The sequence below is a fragment of the Paenibacillus phyllosphaerae genome (assembly GCF_014192105.1).
Lineage (GTDB): Bacteria > Bacillota > Bacilli > Paenibacillales > Paenibacillaceae > Paenibacillus_Z > Paenibacillus_Z phyllosphaerae.
Genome location: NZ_JACHXK010000001.1, coordinates 514164 through 533091, shown reverse-complemented (window position 1 = coordinate 533091; position 18928 = coordinate 514164). Strand labels below are relative to the sequence as shown.

General features: G+C 53.1%; 17 protein-coding genes and 1 riboswitch. Of the genes, 8 read left to right on the top strand and 9 right to left on the bottom strand.

The genetic code is table 11. From position 1 onward, the window contains the following. Positions 1-17: 17 nt before the first annotated feature. On the top strand, positions 18-233 hold the full coding sequence (locus tag FHS18_RS02100) for a YezD family protein (protein WP_183596393.1): 216 nt from the start codon (positions 18-20) through the stop codon (positions 231-233). Positions 234-336: 103 nt separating this feature from the next. On the opposite strand, the gene rsgA is transcribed toward FHS18_RS02100, so the two are convergent. After that, entirely contained in the window at positions 337-1377 is a 1041-nt protein-coding gene (gene rsgA / locus FHS18_RS02095) for a ribosome small subunit-dependent GTPase A (RefSeq protein ID WP_183596391.1), read from the bottom strand. 576 nt (positions 1378-1953) lie between these two features. Next, positions 1954-2100: a YqzM family protein gene (locus FHS18_RS02090; protein WP_183596390.1), complete on the bottom strand. Its 147-nt coding sequence runs from the start codon at positions 2098-2100 to the stop codon at positions 1954-1956. 313 nt (positions 2101-2413) lie between these two features. Here FHS18_RS02090 and uvrC point away from each other — a divergent pair, with 313 nt between their 5' ends. Beyond that, the gene (uvrC, locus tag FHS18_RS02085; RefSeq protein ID WP_246427400.1) at positions 2414-4294 is read left to right on the top strand and encodes an excinuclease ABC subunit UvrC; all 1881 of its coding nucleotides are present in this window, start codon (positions 2414-2416) and stop codon (positions 4292-4294) included. On the opposite strand, the gene FHS18_RS02080 is transcribed toward uvrC, so the two are convergent. Beyond that, a complete protein-coding gene (locus FHS18_RS02080; protein WP_183596388.1) occupies positions 4266-5897 on the bottom strand; it encodes a CPBP family intramembrane glutamic endopeptidase in 1632 nt (543 codons plus the stop codon). The two genes, uvrC and FHS18_RS02080, sit on opposite strands and share 29 nt — an antisense overlap. A 256-nt stretch (positions 5898-6153) precedes the next feature. Then, positions 6154-6334: riboswitch (cyclic di-AMP (ydaO/yuaA leader) on the top strand. Positions 6335-6419: 85 nt separating this feature from the next. On the opposite strand from FHS18_RS02080, the gene FHS18_RS02075 reads away from it, so the two are divergent. Together FHS18_RS02075 and FHS18_RS02070 are read left to right on the top strand one after the other, a co-directional pair. Continuing rightward, positions 6420-7772, top strand: coding sequence for a TrkH family potassium uptake protein (locus FHS18_RS02075; RefSeq protein WP_183596386.1), 1353 nt, complete (start codon positions 6420-6422; stop codon positions 7770-7772). A gap of 12 nt (positions 7773-7784) precedes the next feature. After that, positions 7785-8447 (top strand): potassium channel family protein, encoded by a 663-nt coding sequence (locus tag FHS18_RS02070; protein WP_183596385.1) that lies wholly within the window; start codon positions 7785-7787, stop codon positions 8445-8447. A 174-nt stretch (positions 8448-8621) separates the two neighbouring features. Here FHS18_RS02070 and FHS18_RS02065 read toward each other — a convergent pair whose 3' ends face one another. Continuing rightward, positions 8622-9515, bottom strand: coding sequence for a LysR family transcriptional regulator (locus FHS18_RS02065; protein WP_183596383.1), 894 nt, complete (start codon positions 9513-9515; stop codon positions 8622-8624). A gap of 428 nt (positions 9516-9943) precedes the next feature. Here FHS18_RS02065 and FHS18_RS02060 point away from each other — a divergent pair, with 428 nt between their 5' ends. From FHS18_RS02060 to sdhB, 3 genes are read left to right on the top strand one after another with little or no spacing between them, the layout of a single operon-like run. Next, positions 9944-10615, top strand: a complete 672-nt coding sequence (locus FHS18_RS02060) for a succinate dehydrogenase cytochrome b558 subunit (RefSeq protein ID WP_183596381.1) — start codon at positions 9944-9946, stop codon at positions 10613-10615. A 25-nt stretch (positions 10616-10640) separates the two neighbouring features. Then, positions 10641-12386, top strand: a complete 1746-nt coding sequence (gene sdhA / locus FHS18_RS02055) for a succinate dehydrogenase flavoprotein subunit (RefSeq protein WP_183596379.1) — start codon at positions 10641-10643, stop codon at positions 12384-12386. 32 nt (positions 12387-12418) lie between these two features. Continuing rightward, entirely contained in the window at positions 12419-13180 is a 762-nt protein-coding gene (sdhB, locus tag FHS18_RS02050) for a succinate dehydrogenase iron-sulfur subunit (RefSeq protein ID WP_183596377.1), read from the top strand. 118 nt (positions 13181-13298) lie between these two features. Here the strand turns inward: sdhB and FHS18_RS02045 are convergent, their stop codons facing one another. Continuing rightward, positions 13299-13607 (bottom strand): winged helix-turn-helix transcriptional regulator, encoded by a 309-nt coding sequence (locus FHS18_RS02045; protein WP_183596375.1) that lies wholly within the window; start codon positions 13605-13607, stop codon positions 13299-13301. Between the two features lie 310 nt (positions 13608-13917). Here FHS18_RS02045 and FHS18_RS02040 point away from each other — a divergent pair, with 310 nt between their 5' ends. Then, on the top strand, positions 13918-14742 hold the full coding sequence (locus FHS18_RS02040; protein ID WP_183596373.1) for a DUF695 domain-containing protein: 825 nt from the start codon (positions 13918-13920) through the stop codon (positions 14740-14742). Between the two features lie 23 nt (positions 14743-14765). Here FHS18_RS02040 and FHS18_RS02035 read toward each other — a convergent pair whose 3' ends face one another. The 4 genes from FHS18_RS02035 to FHS18_RS02020 all read right to left on the bottom strand — a co-directional run bounded on the left by FHS18_RS02035 (position 14766) and on the right by FHS18_RS02020 (position 18826). Further along, complete coding sequence (locus tag FHS18_RS02035) at positions 14766-15674, bottom strand: DMT family transporter (protein WP_183596371.1); 909 nt, start codon at positions 15672-15674, stop codon at positions 14766-14768. A gap of 17 nt (positions 15675-15691) precedes the next feature. Further along, on the bottom strand, positions 15692-16633 hold the full coding sequence (locus tag FHS18_RS02030) for a cation diffusion facilitator family transporter (protein ID WP_409348523.1): 942 nt from the start codon (positions 16631-16633) through the stop codon (positions 15692-15694). Positions 16634-16804: 171 nt separating this feature from the next. After that, complete coding sequence (locus tag FHS18_RS02025) at positions 16805-17617, bottom strand: histidinol-phosphatase HisJ family protein (protein WP_183597306.1); 813 nt, start codon at positions 17615-17617, stop codon at positions 16805-16807. 306 nt (positions 17618-17923) lie between these two features. Further along, a complete protein-coding gene (locus FHS18_RS02020) occupies positions 17924-18826 on the bottom strand; it encodes a LysR substrate-binding domain-containing protein (protein WP_183596367.1) in 903 nt (300 codons plus the stop codon). Positions 18827-18928: the final 102 nt, after the last annotated feature.

The window sequence follows — 18928 nt, the reverse complement described above, 5'->3', positions numbered from 1 at the left end:
AATTGGAGGGATTACTAATGGCTAAACCAGTCGTACTTGATCAAGAATGGTTGGATCGTATCGCGTCGCAGGTGAATGGTCTGGAATATGGTTCGGTGTTGATTACGATTCATGACGGCCGCGTCGTCCAGATCGATCGTACGGAACGCAAGCGGTTCGATGCAGCAAGCGCCCGGCAGCAAGGCCAAACACCGTCGCAAGGCAGCGATAAGCTGAAGGCTCTTCATGGATAGTGATTGTAGAATTCTCTTCTTAACAAGCTAGCGCTCTCGCCTCGTTATTCACGAAGTGAAAGCGCTAGTTTTTTATTTGTGATGAGGTTGGGCCGTTTAAGCTTCACTCCTCTATTTGAGCGTAGCCTCGCGCCCTTACGTGGGAGGTTCGTTTGGCTGCCGTTTTCTTTAGCCGCTGGCTTGCCGATTGCTCTTTGCGGGCATGACGGGCAAGCTCGCGGCTTGTTTTGTGATAGCTGCCTAGCCGTTTGCCTTCCAGTTCGCCTGCTTCGATGGCGGCCAGAACGGCGCATCCGGCTTCCGATTCGTGTTTGCAATCCCGGAAGCGGCATTGCGCCGCAAGCGTCTCGATGTCGGAGAAAGCCTCGTGCAGCCCGTCCGCTGCCTCCCACAATCCCAGTTCGCGCATGCCGGGCGTATCCATCATAATTCCGCCGCCAGGCAGGGCGAAAAGCTCGCGGTGGGTCGTCGTATGACGGCCCCTTGCATCGTCTTCGCGAATGCCTTGAACGCGTTGAAGATCATCGCCGGCGAGGTTGTTGAGCAGCGTCGATTTGCCAACGCCGGACGAGCCGGTGACGGCGATCGTTGCCCCCGGCGTAACATAAGCCGCAAGGGAATCCATTCCGTTGCCTTGCAGAGCGCTGACGGCGTGAACGGCTACGCCTGGCGCAGCGGCTTCTACGGCAGCGACGCGCAGAGCGACCTCCTCGCATAGATCCGCCTTCGTCAGCAGCACGACCGGCTGCGCGCCGCTTTCCCAGGCGGCAATCAGATAGCGCTCGATTTTACGGATATTGAAGTCATCGTTCAAGGCGCATACGATCAACAACGTATCGATGTTCGCGCCGATGACCTGTTCATGCAGGGCGGGACCCGCGGCTTTGCGGATCATCGCGCTCCGGCGAGGCAGCAGCGCGTGAATGATCGCCCGGGCTTCGCTATCGATCGGCTTCACAGCGACCCAATCGCCTACGGCCGGATAATCGCCGGGCGTGGCAGCTTGGAATTGGTAGCGGCCGGACACCTCGGCACTCCTATCGCCGAATGCCGTCACGACTCGGTACTGGTGCGAATATTGAGCCGTAACCCGCCCGGGAATCCAATCGTCATTGCCGCTGCGTGCCTCCTCAAATTCAGCCATCCATCGTTCATCCCAACCATAATCGTGTAATCCCTGTTTCGTGTTTGTGTTCAAATTCTGTTCTCCTTTTATTTTCAAATGGCGATGCACAAAAAGCCGCAGGAATACTCCTGCGGCTTTCGGACAGAGGCAGCAAACCGCGCTAGGGCGCAGCAGATTGCTTCTTTCGAAATGACAAAAAAACCGCAAGGATACCGGCGAGCGGCCGATCCTGCGGTTTTCTACACGGCACGTACAGCGAACAAGCACCAAAAAGGGTTAAGGATAACGTTCCTTCTGGGTGCCTATGCTATTTACGTGATCGTCATTTCGAATCGCAAGAGACTGCTGCGCGCGGTCGTATGAAGCTTATCGTTAAGCGTAGTCATGAACGTGCTCATCGTACATCAGTCTCCTTTCCTTTCATGTGATGCTATTGTAGCCGGAGAGGGCTTGCCAATGCAAAGCACAGAATGGTTATAGTGAATTTTTACTGTAGTGTTCCGGTGGTCGTAACGGTACGTCAACAAGTCCCCCAAAATGCAAAGGGGCTGCAAGCGCTTAACAACGCGAGCAGCCTAGTCCTTATTCCGAGGACTACGAGATTGCAAACTTGATAATGACCATGACGGCGAACACAACGAACATAAAGCCGAAGAATCCGCCGAATCCGAACATCAAATCGAAAAAGTCGTTGCGCGGTTCTTCGTTATAATGCTCGCGCGGGTCTCTAACGTTCTCCATTGCTACAGTTCCTCCTCGGACGAAGATTGCTTCCCCTAGTATACCCAACAATCAAATTAAATGTAAAGCTGATCCTTGCATTTGATTGGACAAGTTTGAAATCTTTGCCGCTTGGACGGTGCATGGGTTATGGAGCAAACAGTTGTTCGCTGTGGTACAATAAGAACAGTTCAAGAGGTAGTCGACTTGGAAGCTTAAGGAGGGGAGCGACCTGGAGCAGAAGGAAAGCAAGAACCGTTCGGCGAAGGAACAGGCGGCCGAACATATACGAAGCAAGCTGGCCTTGCTGCCGGACCAGCCCGGTTGTTATTTAATGAAGAATGGGGACGGGACGATTATCTACGTGGGCAAGGCCAAGGTGCTGAAGAACCGCGTCCGGTCCTATTTTAACGGAAGCCATAACGGCAAAACCCAGCGTCTCGTATCGGAGATTCGGGATTTCGAATATATTGTCACGTCGAGCAACATGGAAGCACTTATCCTTGAATGTAACTTAATCAAGCAGTATCATCCCCGGTACAATGTCCTGCTGAAAGACGACAAGACGTTTCCGTATATTAAAATAACGAGCGAGAAGCATCCGAAGCTGGAGGTTACGCGGCGCGTGATCAAGGATAAGGGGAAGTATTTCGGCCCTTATCCGAACGCTTACGCGGCTCAGCAGACGATGAAGCTGCTGGAGCGGCTGTATCCGCTGCGCAAATGCGGCACGCTGCCCGATAAAGTGTGCCTGTATTATCACCTTGGCCAATGTATCGCGCCTTGCGAGTATGACGTAGAGCCGGGCACCTACGAATCGATGACCCAGGAGATCGCCAAGTTCCTGAACGGCGGGCATGACGAGGTCCGGAAGATGCTGCAGGGGAAGATGGAAGCAGCCGCGGAGTCTCTGGAGTTCGAACGGGCGAAGGAGTTCCGGGATCAGATTATGGCGATCGACGCCATCATGGAGAAGCAGAAGATAACGCTCAACGATGCGATGGACCGTGACGTCTTCGGTTTTGCTACCGACAAAGGCTGGATGTGCGTGCAAATCATGTACATGCGCGGCGGCAAGCTGATCGAGCGGCGCGTGACGATGTTCCCGTATTACGGCGAGCCTTATGACGACTTCATGACGTTCGTTACGCAATATTACAGCGATAATCCGGCACTGCCGAAGGAGATTCTCATTCCTGCTGCGCCGGAAGAACAGGGAGAAGCGGCAGCGCCTGATGCAGAGGCAGACCATACGCCGGCGGCGGAGGAGTCGATCGCGGAGGCAGCGGCTGCCTATGAAGCCGTAACGGACATTGCCAGCGCGGGGGACGAGGAAGAAGACGAGCCTGCTGCCGGCAGCACGGGCGAAGAGATCCGCACGGCGCTGCAGAAATGGCTGAAGGTGAAAGTCTTCATGCCTAGACGCGGCCGTAAGCGCGATGTCGTCCTCATGGCAGTGAACAATGCGAAGGTTGGACTGGATGAGAAGTTCAAGCTGATCGAACGCGACGAGGAGCGTACGAGCAAGGCGGCCGATGGCTTGGCGCAAGCGCTTGGACTTGCTCAGGTACACCGGATCGAAGCATTCGATAACTCGAATATTCAAGGCACGAATCCCGTCTCCGCCATGGTCGTGTTCACCGATGGCAAGCCGGATAAGAACGAATACCGCAAATATAAAGTGAAGACCGTGCAAGGGCCGGACGATTACGAGACGATGCGCGAGGTGATCCGCAGGCGTTATGAACGGGTGCTGAAGGAAGGGCTGCAGCAGCCGGATCTGATCATCGTCGACGGCGGCAAGGGGCAAATCTCGGCCGCGCTCGATATTCTGGAGAACGAGCTGGGTTTGAATATTCCCGTATGCGGCATCGTAAAGGATGACAAGCATAAGACGGCGCAGCTCATGAAAGGCGAATCGCAGGAGATCGTGCCGCTTGGGCGCGACAGCCAGGAGTTCTATCTCTTACAGCGCATTCAAGACGAGGTTCACCGCTTCGCCATTACGTTCCACCGGGAGCAGCGGGGCAAGTCGATGATCGCTTCCAAGCTCGATGCGATTCCGGGCATTGGCGAGAAGCGCCGGAAGGCGCTGCTGAAGCATTTTGGCTCGATCAAAAAAATCAAAGAGGCCGGAATCGAAGATTTCCGGCCGCTGTCGATCGGCGAGAAGCTCGCCGCGCAAATCATTGAAGCACTGAGGGAGGAGCCGTGATATCACGGGCTCTTCCTTTTTTATTGGCCCACCATCGGATCAGCGCGGCTACCAACACCGGCGTGACCATGTAGAAGAGGCCGATGATAATATTGCCGGCCGAGCCGAGGAACATGAGGGAGAGGGCCATCATAATCAGATCCAGTACGGCGTGAGCGAAGATGACGGTAATCAGCCCGTACCGCAGGAAGAAGAAACTGAACAGAAGGCCCAGGATCGTCAGCTCGATCAGCCTCGTAGTCGACGGATAGATGGCATAGGTGACATGCCCCAGCGCCCAGATGATGGTCGGAATCAACGACGCAACGAAGGCGTTCTTGAACCATTTTCTCAGCAACCCAATCCCGAATAGCCGGAATACCACTTCCTCCGAGATGGCCGCGCACCAGGCGAGCGCCGGGAATACCCATGGGGCCGCGAAGTTATAGGGCGACTGCATGACATCCGTCGTGGACCAGGCGTCGGTCGATAGCTCCAGAACAATGAAGATGACGGTCTGAATGCCGAGCAGGATGAATGCGATCAGGTACCCGAGCTTCATGCTGTCCCACACATGCTGGCCATAACCGGCTTCCCCCATACGCGGCCACAGCTGTTTGCCCATGGAGCGCCATAAGCCGTCGCCGGCAACGAGCGAGAAATATACGGAGGCGGCCAGCAGCACCGTAATGATGCTCTGGATGGCCATGCCGGTCACGGCGTAGAGGAACGCATTCTCATCCTCGCCGTAGTTGGCGACAAGTCCGTCAAGCATGTTCCAGTTGTTCGCCATGTAGATCAATAGGAACAGCGCGGTCAGCAGCCAACCGCGGTTGAAGGAGGTTTGCTTGCGGTACAGCACGGCGTAGACGATGGCAAGCACGAAGAGGACGAACGACATCAGCGTACTGCCGATCAGGGACAGCCCGTTGGCCAGCTTATCCTGCTCCTTAACGTAGCTGGTATAGGAAGCGGGCACGGTGAACTCCGGCTTATATTCCGCGACGGCGAATTGGCCGCTAGCTAGTTGGATCATGCGAATCTTTAGCGTCAGGTTGGCTTCATGCGCTTGTTCGCCTTTGACTTCAAGCGTCAAGACGTCCGATACGCCGGTATCTTTCACCGTGAGCGAGCCGGATTGGAAGCCGCGCTGCTCCGCGTAAGCAATCGCTTCATCCTGCCACTGGTCGGCAGATAGCTGCTCGTCAATACTCGCATCAGGCTTATTCCAGGCGACGACCTTCCCGGTCTCCATATGAACATAGACATAAAATCGGCTCTCATCGGGGAGCTTGGCGGTCACTTGGAACGTATCGGTCGGAAAATCGGCGTCATAGCGCTTGTCGTAATCCTCCAGCAGATCTTCCTTGGACAGATAGCCATAGAAGAGACTGTCGGATTGATGCACGGTATGCGTGCTGATCGGTTGTTCGCCGAATTGCGCTTGAATGAATTGGGCGGCTGCCTGTTCGGCTGCCTGCTTCGTAATGACTTGCGCTGTTCCTGTGCCGGTAAAAGAGCCGACCGTGGCCGGCAGCACTTGAACGAACAAGTAAATAATGGCACAGACCAACGCTGTCCAGGTGTACCTTGTCCAATCCGGTTTGAGATCTAGTTGATTCAATCGTGCACCTCATTTCATTCGCGGGTAGAGTGAAAATTTTATACAAGAGCTTGTCAATGGTTTTACCCTATCATACATATGCGAGGCAGAGCGAGAAAAACCATTCAAATTGGACCAGCGCCGAGATAAATGGTCAAGAATAATAGCAAGAGAAGGATTTGTTGATACCCTATACGTATTTTGCCGCAATTCGGTGCTTTTTCTGCACGTTTTGCATTTGGTGTTTTTTCATGCCGGACTTATAATGAGTAGCAATTGGATACAACAGCCGAATTTCATGATGAAAACGGGGGAACCATAACGCTGTCCTTCATGCCTTATCCATTGAAGACAGCATGGGGTGAATTTCGTGCAGGACAATCGTTCTTGCACGAATAGGGCTGCCTTTCCAGGCCCGAATCCGTCAGCTAACCTCGTAGGCTGTGTGGAACAGGACTCATCGCAGACAGCATTGGGGTTCCAGTGCTTTTTTTTGTGCGCAAAAATGGGTAATTCTTGGAAAGCGGAGGTCGTTATGCGCGCATGATTTCATTCTTCAAATTGTCCAAATGGTCGCCGCCGCGCATACTGATGGTGGGCTTCGCCGCTATCATTCTGCTTGGAGGCGTGCTGCTGTCACTGCCGTTCGCGACTAAGGGCGGCTCCGAAACCCATATTATCGATGCGCTGTTCACGGCGACATCGGCGACATGCGTAACCGGACTGGTAACGGTCGATTCCGGCTCTCATTGGTCGTTAGCGGGACAATTGATCATCATCTGCCTGATACAGGTCGGGGGCCTCGGCTTCATGACCATGTCGACGTTGATCGCGATCGTCCTCCGTAAGCGCATTTCGCTGAAAGAAAGGCTGATTCTCCAGGAAGCCATGAATCAGAGCAGCATGGAAGGCATCGTCCGGTTGATCCGCAAGGTCGTCTTCTATTCGCTGGCGATTGAATTCGCCGGAGGATTATTGTTCGCTTTACGATGGTCATTCGATATGCCCATCGGCCAAGCGGTTTACTTCGGCATGTGGCATGCGGTATCGATGTTCAACAATGCCGGATTTGATCTGTTCGGCGAATTCGGGACGCCATTTGCCAGCTTTACCCGTTATATCGACGATCCGATTATTAATCTGGTTACCATGGCGCTCATCGTACTGGGCGGGATTGGTTTTATCGTCATGTCCGATGTCATCGAATACCGGACGCGCAAGCGGCTGTCGCTTCACTCGAAGGTTGTCCTATCGACCACAGCCGTATTGATTGGTGTTGGTGCAATCGTCATCTTTATCTTCGAATTCACCAATAAGGCGACGCTGGGCAGCGTAGGATGGGATGGCAAACTACTAGCTTCTTTCTTCCAGTCCGTCGCGCCAAGGACGGCAGGACCGAATACGTTAGATCTGGCTGCTATGCGTCAGGCGTCTCAATTCTTTATCGTCATCTTGATGTTTATCGGCGCTTCTCCTGGCTCCACAGGAGGCGGCATTAAGACGACGACCTTTACGACGCTGATCGCTGCGGTTATCGCAATGATCCGAGGCAAGGAAGATATTGTGCTGTTCCAAATGCGGCTTGCCCGTGAACGGATTTTCAAAGCGCTCACGATTACCATACTATCTCTTGCACTCGTCATCTTCGTCACAATGGTGCTGTCCACGACGGAGGATCAAGCGTTCTTGAAAATATTGTTCGAGACGACGTCGGCCTTCGGTACGGTTGGTTTGTCGCTTGGCGTCACGCCTGAACTGACCGTATTCGGCAAGATCGTGATCAGCCTTATGATGTTCGCGGGCCGTCTCGGCCCATTAACCCTTGCTTACGCGCTTGGGCCGCGGGCAGAAAAAGAACTATATAGATACCCGGAAGGGAAAATTACGATTGGTTAGGGGAAACAACAGATGAAGAAGAATCAGTTTGTCATCATTGGTCTTGGCCGCTTCGGCTCAAGCCTTGCGAAGGAACTCGTGGAACTTGGTTATGAGGTGCTCGGCGTAGATAAGGACGAAGAGGCCGTCCAGGATTTGAGCCAAATCCTTACGCATGCCGTTGTCGCAGAGGCGACGGATGAGGATGTGCTTCGCTCGATCGGCGTCCGCAACTTCGATTGCGGCGTCGTCGCGATCGGCGATGATATTCAAGCGAGCATCCTTACCGCGATCCTCCTGAAGGATCTCGGCGTGAAGAAGGTCGTAGCCAAGGCATTGAGCGAACTGCATGGCCGCGTGCTGGAGAAAATCGGCGTCGACCGGGTGGTGTATCCCGAGCGGGATATGGGCATTCGCGTCGCTCATCAGCTTGTCTCCCCGAACCTGCTGGACTATATCGAGTTATCCAAAGATTATACGATTGCCGAATTGGCCGTTCCGAAGTGCCTGAACGGCAAGTCGCTGCAGGAGCTGAACCCGCGCGGGCGCTTCGGCTGCAGCATTGTGGCGATCAACAAGCCGCAGGGCGTTATCATCGCGCCGATGGCCACGGAAGTGCTGGCCGAGAAGGACGTCATGGTTATCATCGGGACCAACTCCGGAATCGAGCAATTCGAGGAAACGATCGTTCGCTGATTTATCCATACGTTTTTTATGGTACGGAATATAAAGCATGGCACGCATTGTCTTGCCATGGATTCCTTAAGCTAATATGGTAAGAATAAAGGACAGGGCCCTTATGAGGCTGCTGTCCTTCTTGTTATGCATCGAGTTAGCAAAAAGTTGAGGGATCGTTGCCGGATTGCAGGCTTATGAACCGTTGTACAGTTTGGAGATTTCATCGACCCATTGCCGCAGCGAAGGCGGCATGCTCTCGAAACCGGCGTGGATCAAAGACGTGGTCCGCTTCGTCTCTTCGAGCTCGCGGATGCGCACGACCGTCAAGTCGTTGTCGGCCAGCAGCTGGGGACGAAGGTAAGAGCGCGGCAGCAAGGTGCAGGCGCGGCATGTATGCAGCAGCCTTAGAATCGCTTCGAAGGAGTCGATCTCCATCCGCACGTCAGGCTGAAGATGGTATTTATCGAACAGTTCGTCGGTCAGTATCCGGTACCATGTTCCTTTGGAGAAGAGAATCATCGGCAGGCCGTTCAGGTCCGCGATTTCATGCTTGCTCTTGTCCATCATGTAATGGTTGCGCGGCAGGACGAGTTCCAGGTTATCATCGAACAGCGGCATGCAGGTGAGCGACTGATCGTCGATCAACGAGGCGACAATGCCGATATCGGCGCGTTTTTCGCGAACGAGCGTAACGATTTCGTGCGTCTTGCCGGTGATCGCTTTAATGTCGAGCTCCGGATTGCGCAGCGTCAGCGCCCAGATCATATCCGGCAACGTGGCTTGGAGCGTCGTCAGGGAGGCGCCGATCGTCAGCGTCGAACGTCCGGCTTCCTTATAATCGCCGACGAGCTGCATGAAGCGCAGATGGCGTTGGCGGGTTTCGACGGCATATTCGTACGTCAGCTGGCCCATTCGCGTCAACTCAAGCCGTTTGCCGACGCGCCGGAACAATTCGACACCCAGCTGTTCCTCCAGTTTTGCAATTTTGCGGGATAGAGCGGGCTGTGACAAATTTAGCAGCGAAGAAGCTTTATTCATGCTGGATTGGTCGACAACCACGGCAAACATATTTAATTCTTCTAGCATCGCTCTCGCTCCGATCATTGCTTATGCAGAATTGTTATTAACTTTAATGAAAAATACGCAATACCATTATAAGTACAAAAGGAGTATGATGTGAAGTGTGAATAAACTGTGTCAGGTATGAACGGCATGAAACGTGCATTTTCTCCGCGTGAGCGGTAGCGGTTTCATCCATTTTTTCCGGAACGAAACGCACCACAACTTCCGATAAGTTTCGCGCCGTCTCACCTTGAAATCCAAGCATTTGTACGTCGCATTAGGTGCGAATCATCTTGTATTTCTCCGGAATGAAACTTACCTGTGCGACCATATAGGCGACGGTTCGTTTCACCTTGTTGACGCTGTTTAGGGGCGGGAGTTACAATTTAAGTGTTTTGGCGAATTTTAGCGAAAAAGAAAGCTCTAAGTCGTGAAAGGAGAACGCACAAGTTATGAATGGAAACTCTTATTTAGCACGCAAGATCCACTCCCTGCTCGGAGTGATCCCCCTCGGTTTGTTCCTCATCGAGCACATGATCACCAACTTCTCGGCCTATGAGGGCGGACCGGAAGCATTTAAGGATAGTGTTACGTTCCTGAACGAGTTGCCGCTCGTGTTCTTCCTGGAACTGTTCGGCATCTGGCTGCCGCTGTTGTTCCATGGCGTGTACGGCTTGTACGTGGCTTACCAATCCAATCTCAACACGGGCCGTTTCCAATATGGCCGTAACTGGGCGTTTACGCTGCAGCGTATTTCCGGGGTTATTACGTTCATCTTTATCGTATGGCATCTGTGGCAGACCCGCGTACAAGTGGCTCTCGGCAATGTGTCCCATGAAGAGCTTGGCGGCCTGATGCATGATGTGGCGAATAACGCGTTCTTCTTCGTGATGTACATCATCGGGGTAATCGCGGCGACTTTCCACTTCAGCAACGGCATGTGGGCGTTCCTGGTTAGCTGGGGCATTACGATCGGCCCTCGCGCGCAGCGTATCTCCTCTTATATCTGGATGGGCGTCTTCGTCATCTGCGCTGTCATGTTCCTGATGTCGCTGGCAGCATTCCGCGGTGACGAATTCAAGGACGCTGCTTCTGCCGCACTGGCATGGGCGAATCTCGTTTAGGCTTTAGGATAAGGAGCGAAGCATAATGGCAAAAAGAAAAATTATCGTTGTCGGCGGCGGTCTCGCCGGCTTGATGGCTACAATTAAAGCAGCTGAAGCAGGCGTGCATGTAGAACTATTCTCCGTCGTGCCCGTTAAGCGTTCCCACTCCGTATGCGCGCAGGGCGGCATCAACGGAGCTGTAAATACAAAAGGTGAAGGCGACTCCCCTTGGGAGCACTTTGACGATACCGTATATGGCGGCGACTTCTTGGCGAACCAACCGCCGGTTAAAGCCATGTGCGAAGCAGCCCCTGGCATTATCCACCTGATGGACCGGATGGGCGTTATGTTCAGCCGTACCCCGGAAGGCTTGCTGGACTTCCGCCGTTTCGGCGGCACGCAATACCACCGTACGGCGTTCGCCGGCGCGACGACAGGCCAACAGCTGCTGTACGCTCTGGACGAGCAGGTACGCCGCTGGGAGACTGCGGGTCTTGTAACAAAGTATGAGCACTGGGAGTTTACCGGCGCCGTGCTCGACGACGACGGCGTGTGCCGCGGCGTCTCCGCACAGGATCTGCGCTCGATGGAAGTGCGCGTATTCTCGGCAGATGCAGTTATTCTCGCATCCGGCGGTCCTGGCATTATTTTCGGCAAAACGACCAACTCGGTTATTAATACAGGTACGGCGGCTTCTGCCGTGTACCAGCAAGGCGTTCACTACGCGAACGGCGAATTCATTCAGATTCACCCGACAGCGATTCCAGGCGACGACAAGCTGCGCCTGATGTCCGAATCCGCGCGCGGCGAAGGCGGCCGGATCTGGACGTACAAAGACGGCAAGCCTTGGTACTTCCTCGAAGAGAAGTATCCGGCATACGGCAACTTGGTTCCGCGGGACATCGCGACGAGGGAGATCTTCTCTGTCTGCGTCGACCAGAAGCTCGGCATCAACGGCGAGAACATGGTTTACCTCGATCTGTCGCATAAGGATCCGAAGGAGCTAGACGTTAAGCTCGGCGGTATCATCGAGATCTACGAGAAGTTCATGGGCGACGACCCGCGCAAAATCCCGATGAAAATCTTCCCGGCAGTCCACTATTCGATGGGCGGCATGTGGGTCGATTACAACCAAATGACCAATATTCCAGGCCTGTTCGCTTGCGGCGAATGCGAATACCAGTATCACGGCGCGAACCGTCTGGGCGCGAACTCGCTGCTGTCCGCCATCTACGGCGGCATGATTACGGGTCCTAAAGCGGTTGAATATATCAAAGGTTTGAAGAAGTCGACCGATGATATCTCCTCGACGGTGTTCGATCGCGAGACTAAGCGTCAGCAGGACAAATACAACAGCATCATCAAGATGAACGGCACCGAGAACGCGTACGTGCTTCACAAAGAGCTTGGCGAGTGGATGACGAACAACATGACCGTCGTTCGCTTCAACAAGAAGCTCGAAGAGACGATCGCGAAGATCAAAGAGCTTAAGGTTCGTTACAACAATATCAACATCAACGATACTTCGGGCTGGAACAATGCAGGCGTTGCGTTCACGCGTCAGCTGTGGAACATGCTTGAGTTGTCGGAAGCGATGACGCTAGGCGCGCTGCTCCGTAACGAAAGCCGCGGCGCTCACTACAAGCCGGACTTCCCGGATCGTAACGACGAGGAGTTCCTGAAGACGACGAAGGCAACTTGGACGCCGGATGGCCCGACAATCTCCTACGAGGAAGTTGACGTCTCGCTCATCAAGCCGCGCAAACGCGACTACTCGAAAGATAAATAAATCGAAGTAAGCAAGGAAAGGAGAACAACACAATGGCTGAAGCAACTGCAACCAAAACCGTCAAGTTTATTATCGAACGTCAGGATGGACCGGATAAACAGCCGTACAACGAGGAATTCGAAGTTCCATACCGTCAGAATATGAACGTGATCAGCGCGCTGATGGAAATTCAACGTAACCCGAAGAAAAGCGACGGCAGCTCCACATCGCCGGTATGCTGGGAATCGAACTGTCTGGAGGAAGTGTGCGGCGCATGCTCCATGGTGATCAACGGCAAGCCCCGCCAGGCTTGCAGCGCCCTCATCGACCAGCTTGAACAGCCTGTACGCCTGCAGCCGATGCGTACGTTCCCTGTCGTGCGCGACCTTGTCATTAACCGCGAGCGGATGTTCAATGCGCTCAAGCGCGTGAAAGCATGGATCCCGATCGACGGTACGTACGATCTGGGACCTGGCCCTCGTCTGGCCGAGACCAAGCGTCAATGGGCATATGAACTGTCCAAGTGCATGACGTGCGGCGTCTGCCTGGAATCCTGCCCGAACGTGAATGACCGCAACAGCTTCATCGGTCCTGCTGCGATCTCGCAGGTGCGTCTGTTCAACGTGCATCCAACAGGCGAGATGAACAAAGAAGAGCGTCTCGAGACGCTGATGAGCGACGGCGGCATCGAAGGCTGCGGCAACTCGCAGAACTGCGTACGTTCCTGCCCGAAAGGTATTCCGCTTACGACTTCGATCGCAGCAATCAACAAGGATACGACGAAGCATCTGTTCAAAAAATGGCTTGGCATGTAGTAGGTTAAGCTTGTGCAATAAGCCGTCCCCATGGGGGACGGCTTATTTTCGTTAGAGGAAGCATTCGAGGCGAGAGAGGTTTAAAAATTAAAAACTGCCGTCCCATTCAGGCGGCAGCTTAGCACCAAGATTCGCCCCATTCTTGAATCGATTGAATAACCGGTTCAAGCCCGCGGCCCTTGGTTGTTAATTCGTATTCAATGCGTACCGGCATCTCCGGATAGACATGGCGTTTGACGAGCTGGCAGCTCTCAAGCTCCTTCATCCGATCAGTGAGCATCTTGTCGCTCATCTCAGGGATTTGCTCTTTAATTTCTTTGAACCGTTTGGGTCCCCCGAGCAAAACACGAATAATTAAGCCCGTCCATTTCTTGCCGAGCAGCTCGGCGGCGCTTTCATATTTCGGGCACATTTTGGAATAGTCCATAGGTATCACCCCTTTGTAGGTATTCCTATTGTAGCACATCACCCTCCCAAAAGGGAGAGGTCTCGGATAAAATCCGCTATGACTAATGTTTGACTATAAACTTAATATTTATAAGTTAATATCGAGAATTGGACAAGATTAAGCGGGTAATGGGTATATATAACAAAGTTTCATCATGTGGAAGGCTGAATGAAAATGTTGTCAACTGATCAGAATTCGTGCGAAAAGCATTAGTATAATGTCGATTGAAACCGTTATAATGGTTGTTAAGCTGACAGTAAACTAATTCTACGAATAAATGAGGTGCATCATGGCAGACGAGTGGGGGTTCTATGAACGGCTGACGGAATCGGAGCAGATGCGCATCCTCGTCAATAGCGGGTATAAGACAGAAGCGCCGCTTACGGACTACAGCGAACTATTGTCCGTAACGCTCAACCTTTATATGGTACGGAATACGAGCAAGTCGAAGAAAGCGTTGATCATGCAGTTGGAACAGTATGAGTCGAAGCTGGAGAAGTGGGCTTCTTCAACCTTTCAGGCGAAGTACGTCGGCCGTATCAATACAGCGACGAGACTGGAATTTTACTATTATACGCGTAAGGATGCCTTCTCTTCCGAGAAGTTTAAGCAGTGGATGGAGGCGGAGTGGGAGTTTCGGGCGCAGAATTACGTCAAGGAAGATGCTGAATGGTCATTCTATCATTATCTTCTCCCGAACGGTCTAGAACAGCTTTACGTCCATAATGCACATATGATCTACGCCTTAATCCATAAGGGCGATAATATTGGGCAGCCGCGGAACGTGTATCATTGGCTGCTCTTTCGCGAAGCGAAGGACCGGCAGGAAGCGCAGTCTGTGCTGCAGACGATGGGTTACAAGATTGAGAAGGAGCGGGCGACCGAAGCGGATGCCAGCTACCCGTTCCCGCTTGTCATCAGCCGCTTCGACGATGTGAAGCTCGATACGGTGAATAAACGGGTGAGGGAGCTGCACGGGCTCATTACCGATCATAACGGCCGTTACGACGGTTGGGGATCGTCCATGAAGCTGACGAACATCAAGAAGTTCCGAACGAACTTCCGCAAGCTGCTCGGGGCTACGCTGAAACGTTTGAGTCCGGGAAGGCGTTAACCGCCCCCGATCGGATTAAGAGGCTATAAGCGCAGACAGATAAGCCCGACGAAGAGCAGGAGGAAGGCGGCCGTTTGCAGCTTGCTGAGCCGTTCCTTGAACAGGATGATGGAGCCGATCGCGACGACGAGACCATTCGCGGCGAAGATCGGGGCCGCAATATTGGCTTGTCCATCTTGAAGGGATAGCGCATAGAGCTGCAGGCCTCCATAGGAGAAGACACCGGCTGCGAGGCCTAGACGTAATCCAGTCCTTGCCGGTGTCCGCGTGGTACGTGCAGCTACAGCGGGAAGAGATGGCCGGAGAGGGCCGACAGACTGGATTGCCGTCCACTCGCGAGCTGCCAATACGCCAAACCAAGCAATCGAGATGGCATAAGCGACGAATAACACGGCGGCATTGGATAACCCAAGCTCCTCCGTAACCTTCAGTCCTCCGTTACGGACAGCGAACAGCAGTATGCTTGCCGCTACATAGCCGTACCAGCGAATACTGCGGATACTAAGCTTTTCATTCGTACGGACCGAGACGAGGACGATGGCGCAGAGCAAGAGCAAGACGCCGGTCACTTCCATGGACGAGAACGGCTCTCCGTAGACGAACGTGCCGAGCATAATCACGAGCACAATGTTCATATTCGTCAGCGGCGAGGTTAAGCTGGCCGGCCCATAGTCCAATGCTTTCATGAACCAAGCATTCCCCATCGCAGATCCGATACCGATCCACACACCCGCAATCCAGACGCGAGGATCGCCAAGCGCGTCAAGCAGCGTTCCCTCTACCGTGGCATGAATGCCGAAGCCAATCGTGCCGGATATATATAAGCCGAGCAGCATGAAGGCCGTATGTCCGCCCCGCATCTGGGATACCTTCATCCACCAGCCCGCCAATCCAAACAGCAGTGCGCTTACCACTGCTTCCGTAAACCACATAACTTTCCTTCATCCCCTTATCTCGATAGGCTGGCAGAGCGTTTAAGAAATTGACGTCCATAATCACCATGAGGATGGATTCGGGCGTGCTCGGTCTGAATCGTGGCATGCTCAATGCCGTACTTCATTCGAAGTGTCTCATGAATAGCCAGGATGACGCAATAGGGTTGGATATTTTCCCGGACGAACACATGCGCCGTGAGCGAGTAGTGACCGGTAGAGATGGCCCACAGATGCATCTCATGGACGTCTTCTACACCTTCGACCTCCATAATCGAACCGCGTATTTCATCCAGATCGAATTGATGAGGCACGGCTTCCATCAGAATCGAGTAGGACTCCCGAATGATCCGCCAGCCGCCCGCGAATATGATCACGCCGATCAAGACGCTGATCAGCGGGTCGAAGAAGGTCACGCCTGTGAAATAAATGATGACGGCCGACACGATAACGCCGACGGAACTAAGCAAGTCGCCGAAAAAATGCCACAGCGCGCTTTGCACATTCAAGTTCTGTTCTTCTTTCATGCTGCGGCTTAGAATGACGGTCAGGACGATATTCACGATTAGCCCGATTGAAGCGATCGTCAGCATAAGCGGAAAATCAATGGCTTGCGGCTGCAGAAACCGCTTGACCCCTTCGATGAAGATTCCGATTGCGATGATGGCGAGCGCGGCGCCGTTCAGGAACGAGGCCAAAATTTCAAAACGCAAATAACCGAACGTGTACTTGGCGTTCGGCTCACGGCTTGCCATATAGATAGCGGTCATGCTTAATCCGAGAGCAAGGACGTCCGATACCATATGGGCAGAGTCGGACAGCAGCGCAAGTGAATGACTCATGATCCCACCGATAATTTCGACAATGGTGAAGAACAACGTTAACCCTAACGTAAGCCATAGCGTGCGCTTCGTGGCCGCCTGTTTCTTCACGTGACCGAGGTGATGGTAGTCGTACACGCGCTTCATCTCCTTATTTGTTACACAAATGAAATGTGGCTGTTACCGTCCTTTCATATAAGAGGGCTATTATAATAAACAAGACCCCCTTTTAATAATATATGGATTGGGACCTGCGGCGTGCAGGTCCATTTTTTTTGTCTAGGCTTCGGTTAAGGCAAGGGGCAAGATCTACGAGATCGGGACAATGACAGGCTGCCGTTCCTTATAATAGACCCACTGCTTGAACCCGATCTCCTTCAAACGCTGCTGGACGAGCTCCCACTCATCGCCGACCCGCGAAGGCGTGTGCGCATCGGAACCGAAGGTCACTTGTACGCCATAGAAATGCGCGCGTTCAAGAATGGCATCGGAAGGATACCAGCCGCCTACGTCCTTGGTGCTGCCGGACGTGTTGATCTCGATGGCCACCTGGCTGTCGGCGATCGCCTGCAGAGCCAGATCAACGGCTTCCGTTGCCGGGATATCGGAGAAAGCCGGATAGTAACCTTTCATCGCATCGATGTGGCCGAGAATTTGGAAGGCGCCGCTCTTCGCTGATTGCCGGATCAATTCGTAGTAGTGCAGCTTCTCGGCGATTTGCTTCTTCTCGTTCAAGCTCTTCCAACGATTGCGGTTGAAGATGCTCACGCCGTTCGTCTGATGAACCGAGCCGATTATGTAGTCGAATGGATACTGTGCATACATGCTGCGGTACAATTCGATATGTTCAGGGTAGAAGTCGGACTCGATGCCGAGCAGCACGTCGATTTTGCCTTCGTATTTGGCTTTCAGGCGGAGTACCTCATCGACATAATTCTTGAAGTCGCTCTTGGCCATCGCGATCCGCGGCTGAGGCTGATCCTCTTTGCTTGCAAAATAAGGCGAGTGATCCGAGATCCCGATCGCCGTCAATCCTGCTTTAATCCCGGCTTGGATGTATTGCTCGATATCACCGTCAGCGTGTCCGCATCTGAAGTGATGCGTGTGCAGATCGAATTTGATCGTCGTCATGACGAGCCACCTCCAGTGTTGTGTTGGGGGAATAAAATTTGAAAGTCATTGTTCTATTTTTCGCAATGCTGCGAGCCGAATACCCGCTCGCAAGCCATTGCTATCCTTTGAACAATGCTTGGTGCCGTAATTCACGCACCAAAACCAATTGCTCTACTTTTCGCAATGCTGTGTGCAATAACCTGCACACAAGCCATTGCTATCCTTTGAACAATGCTGCGAGCCTTATACCTGCTCGCAAACCATTGTTCCACTTTTCGCAATGCTGTGTGCAATAACCTGCACACAAGCCATTGCTCATTCACTACTTATAAACTGCGCCTCCGGCATTCCCTTCACGTCGCTCAAGAACTGCTGCATCGCGGAATTGAGATATCGCCCTGATTTGTAGGCTACGCCGACAGGGTGGTTGGTATCCAACTCATGGACTTTGATCATCTTGAGCGTACCGAGCCGCACCTCATTGGCCACCGCGAGCTTGGACACGACGGCCGCTCCGAGATTGAGCTCCGCCATTCGTTTCACTTCCTCGCTGCTGGACAGCTCCATGACGATATTCGGCTGAATGTTATGCTTGCGGAACATTTTATCGATGAATTTGCGCCCGAGCGCGTCCGGCGACAGCATGATCATCGGCACATCCTTAAGCGCTTCCACGCTGGTATGCTTCAGATGGGCCATCGGATGATTAGGAGCGACAACCAGCTCATAAGTATCATAGTACAAGATCGAGGTCACGATGTTCGGATTGCTTTCGGACAAATAATTAATGCCGATATCGACGGTACCGTTCTCGACGGCCGTCATGACTTGTGAGGAGGGCATGGATTGAATGGTCGTTTTGATTAATGGAAACTGATCCTGGAAATACGAGAGGACGCGCGGCAGAATCTGAATCGCGATGGATGTCGTTGTTCCCAATATAATATGTCCTTGCGGGGTCTGATTCAAATCGGAAAGCCGCGACTTCAACTCTTCGACGATGCCTAGAATTCTCTCTGCATGCTCGAGAAACACTTTGCCGCGATCCGTCAAGGTGACCGGCTGGTTCCGGTCAATGAGCACCGAGCCGAACTCGTCTTCCAGGCTCTTGATCTGGGCGGAGACGGCAGGCTGGGTAAGGTTGAGCAGCTCGCCCGCTTTCCGGAAACTCATCGTCTTCGAAATCGTTAGGAGTGTCTCCAGTTGGCTTAAATTCACGGAATTCCTCCTTGTCGATTAATATTTTTTATCACCATATATCACTATTATAAACGTATTCGCAGCAAACGGCAAAGGTGGATGGTTGTCTGTCTCATCCTT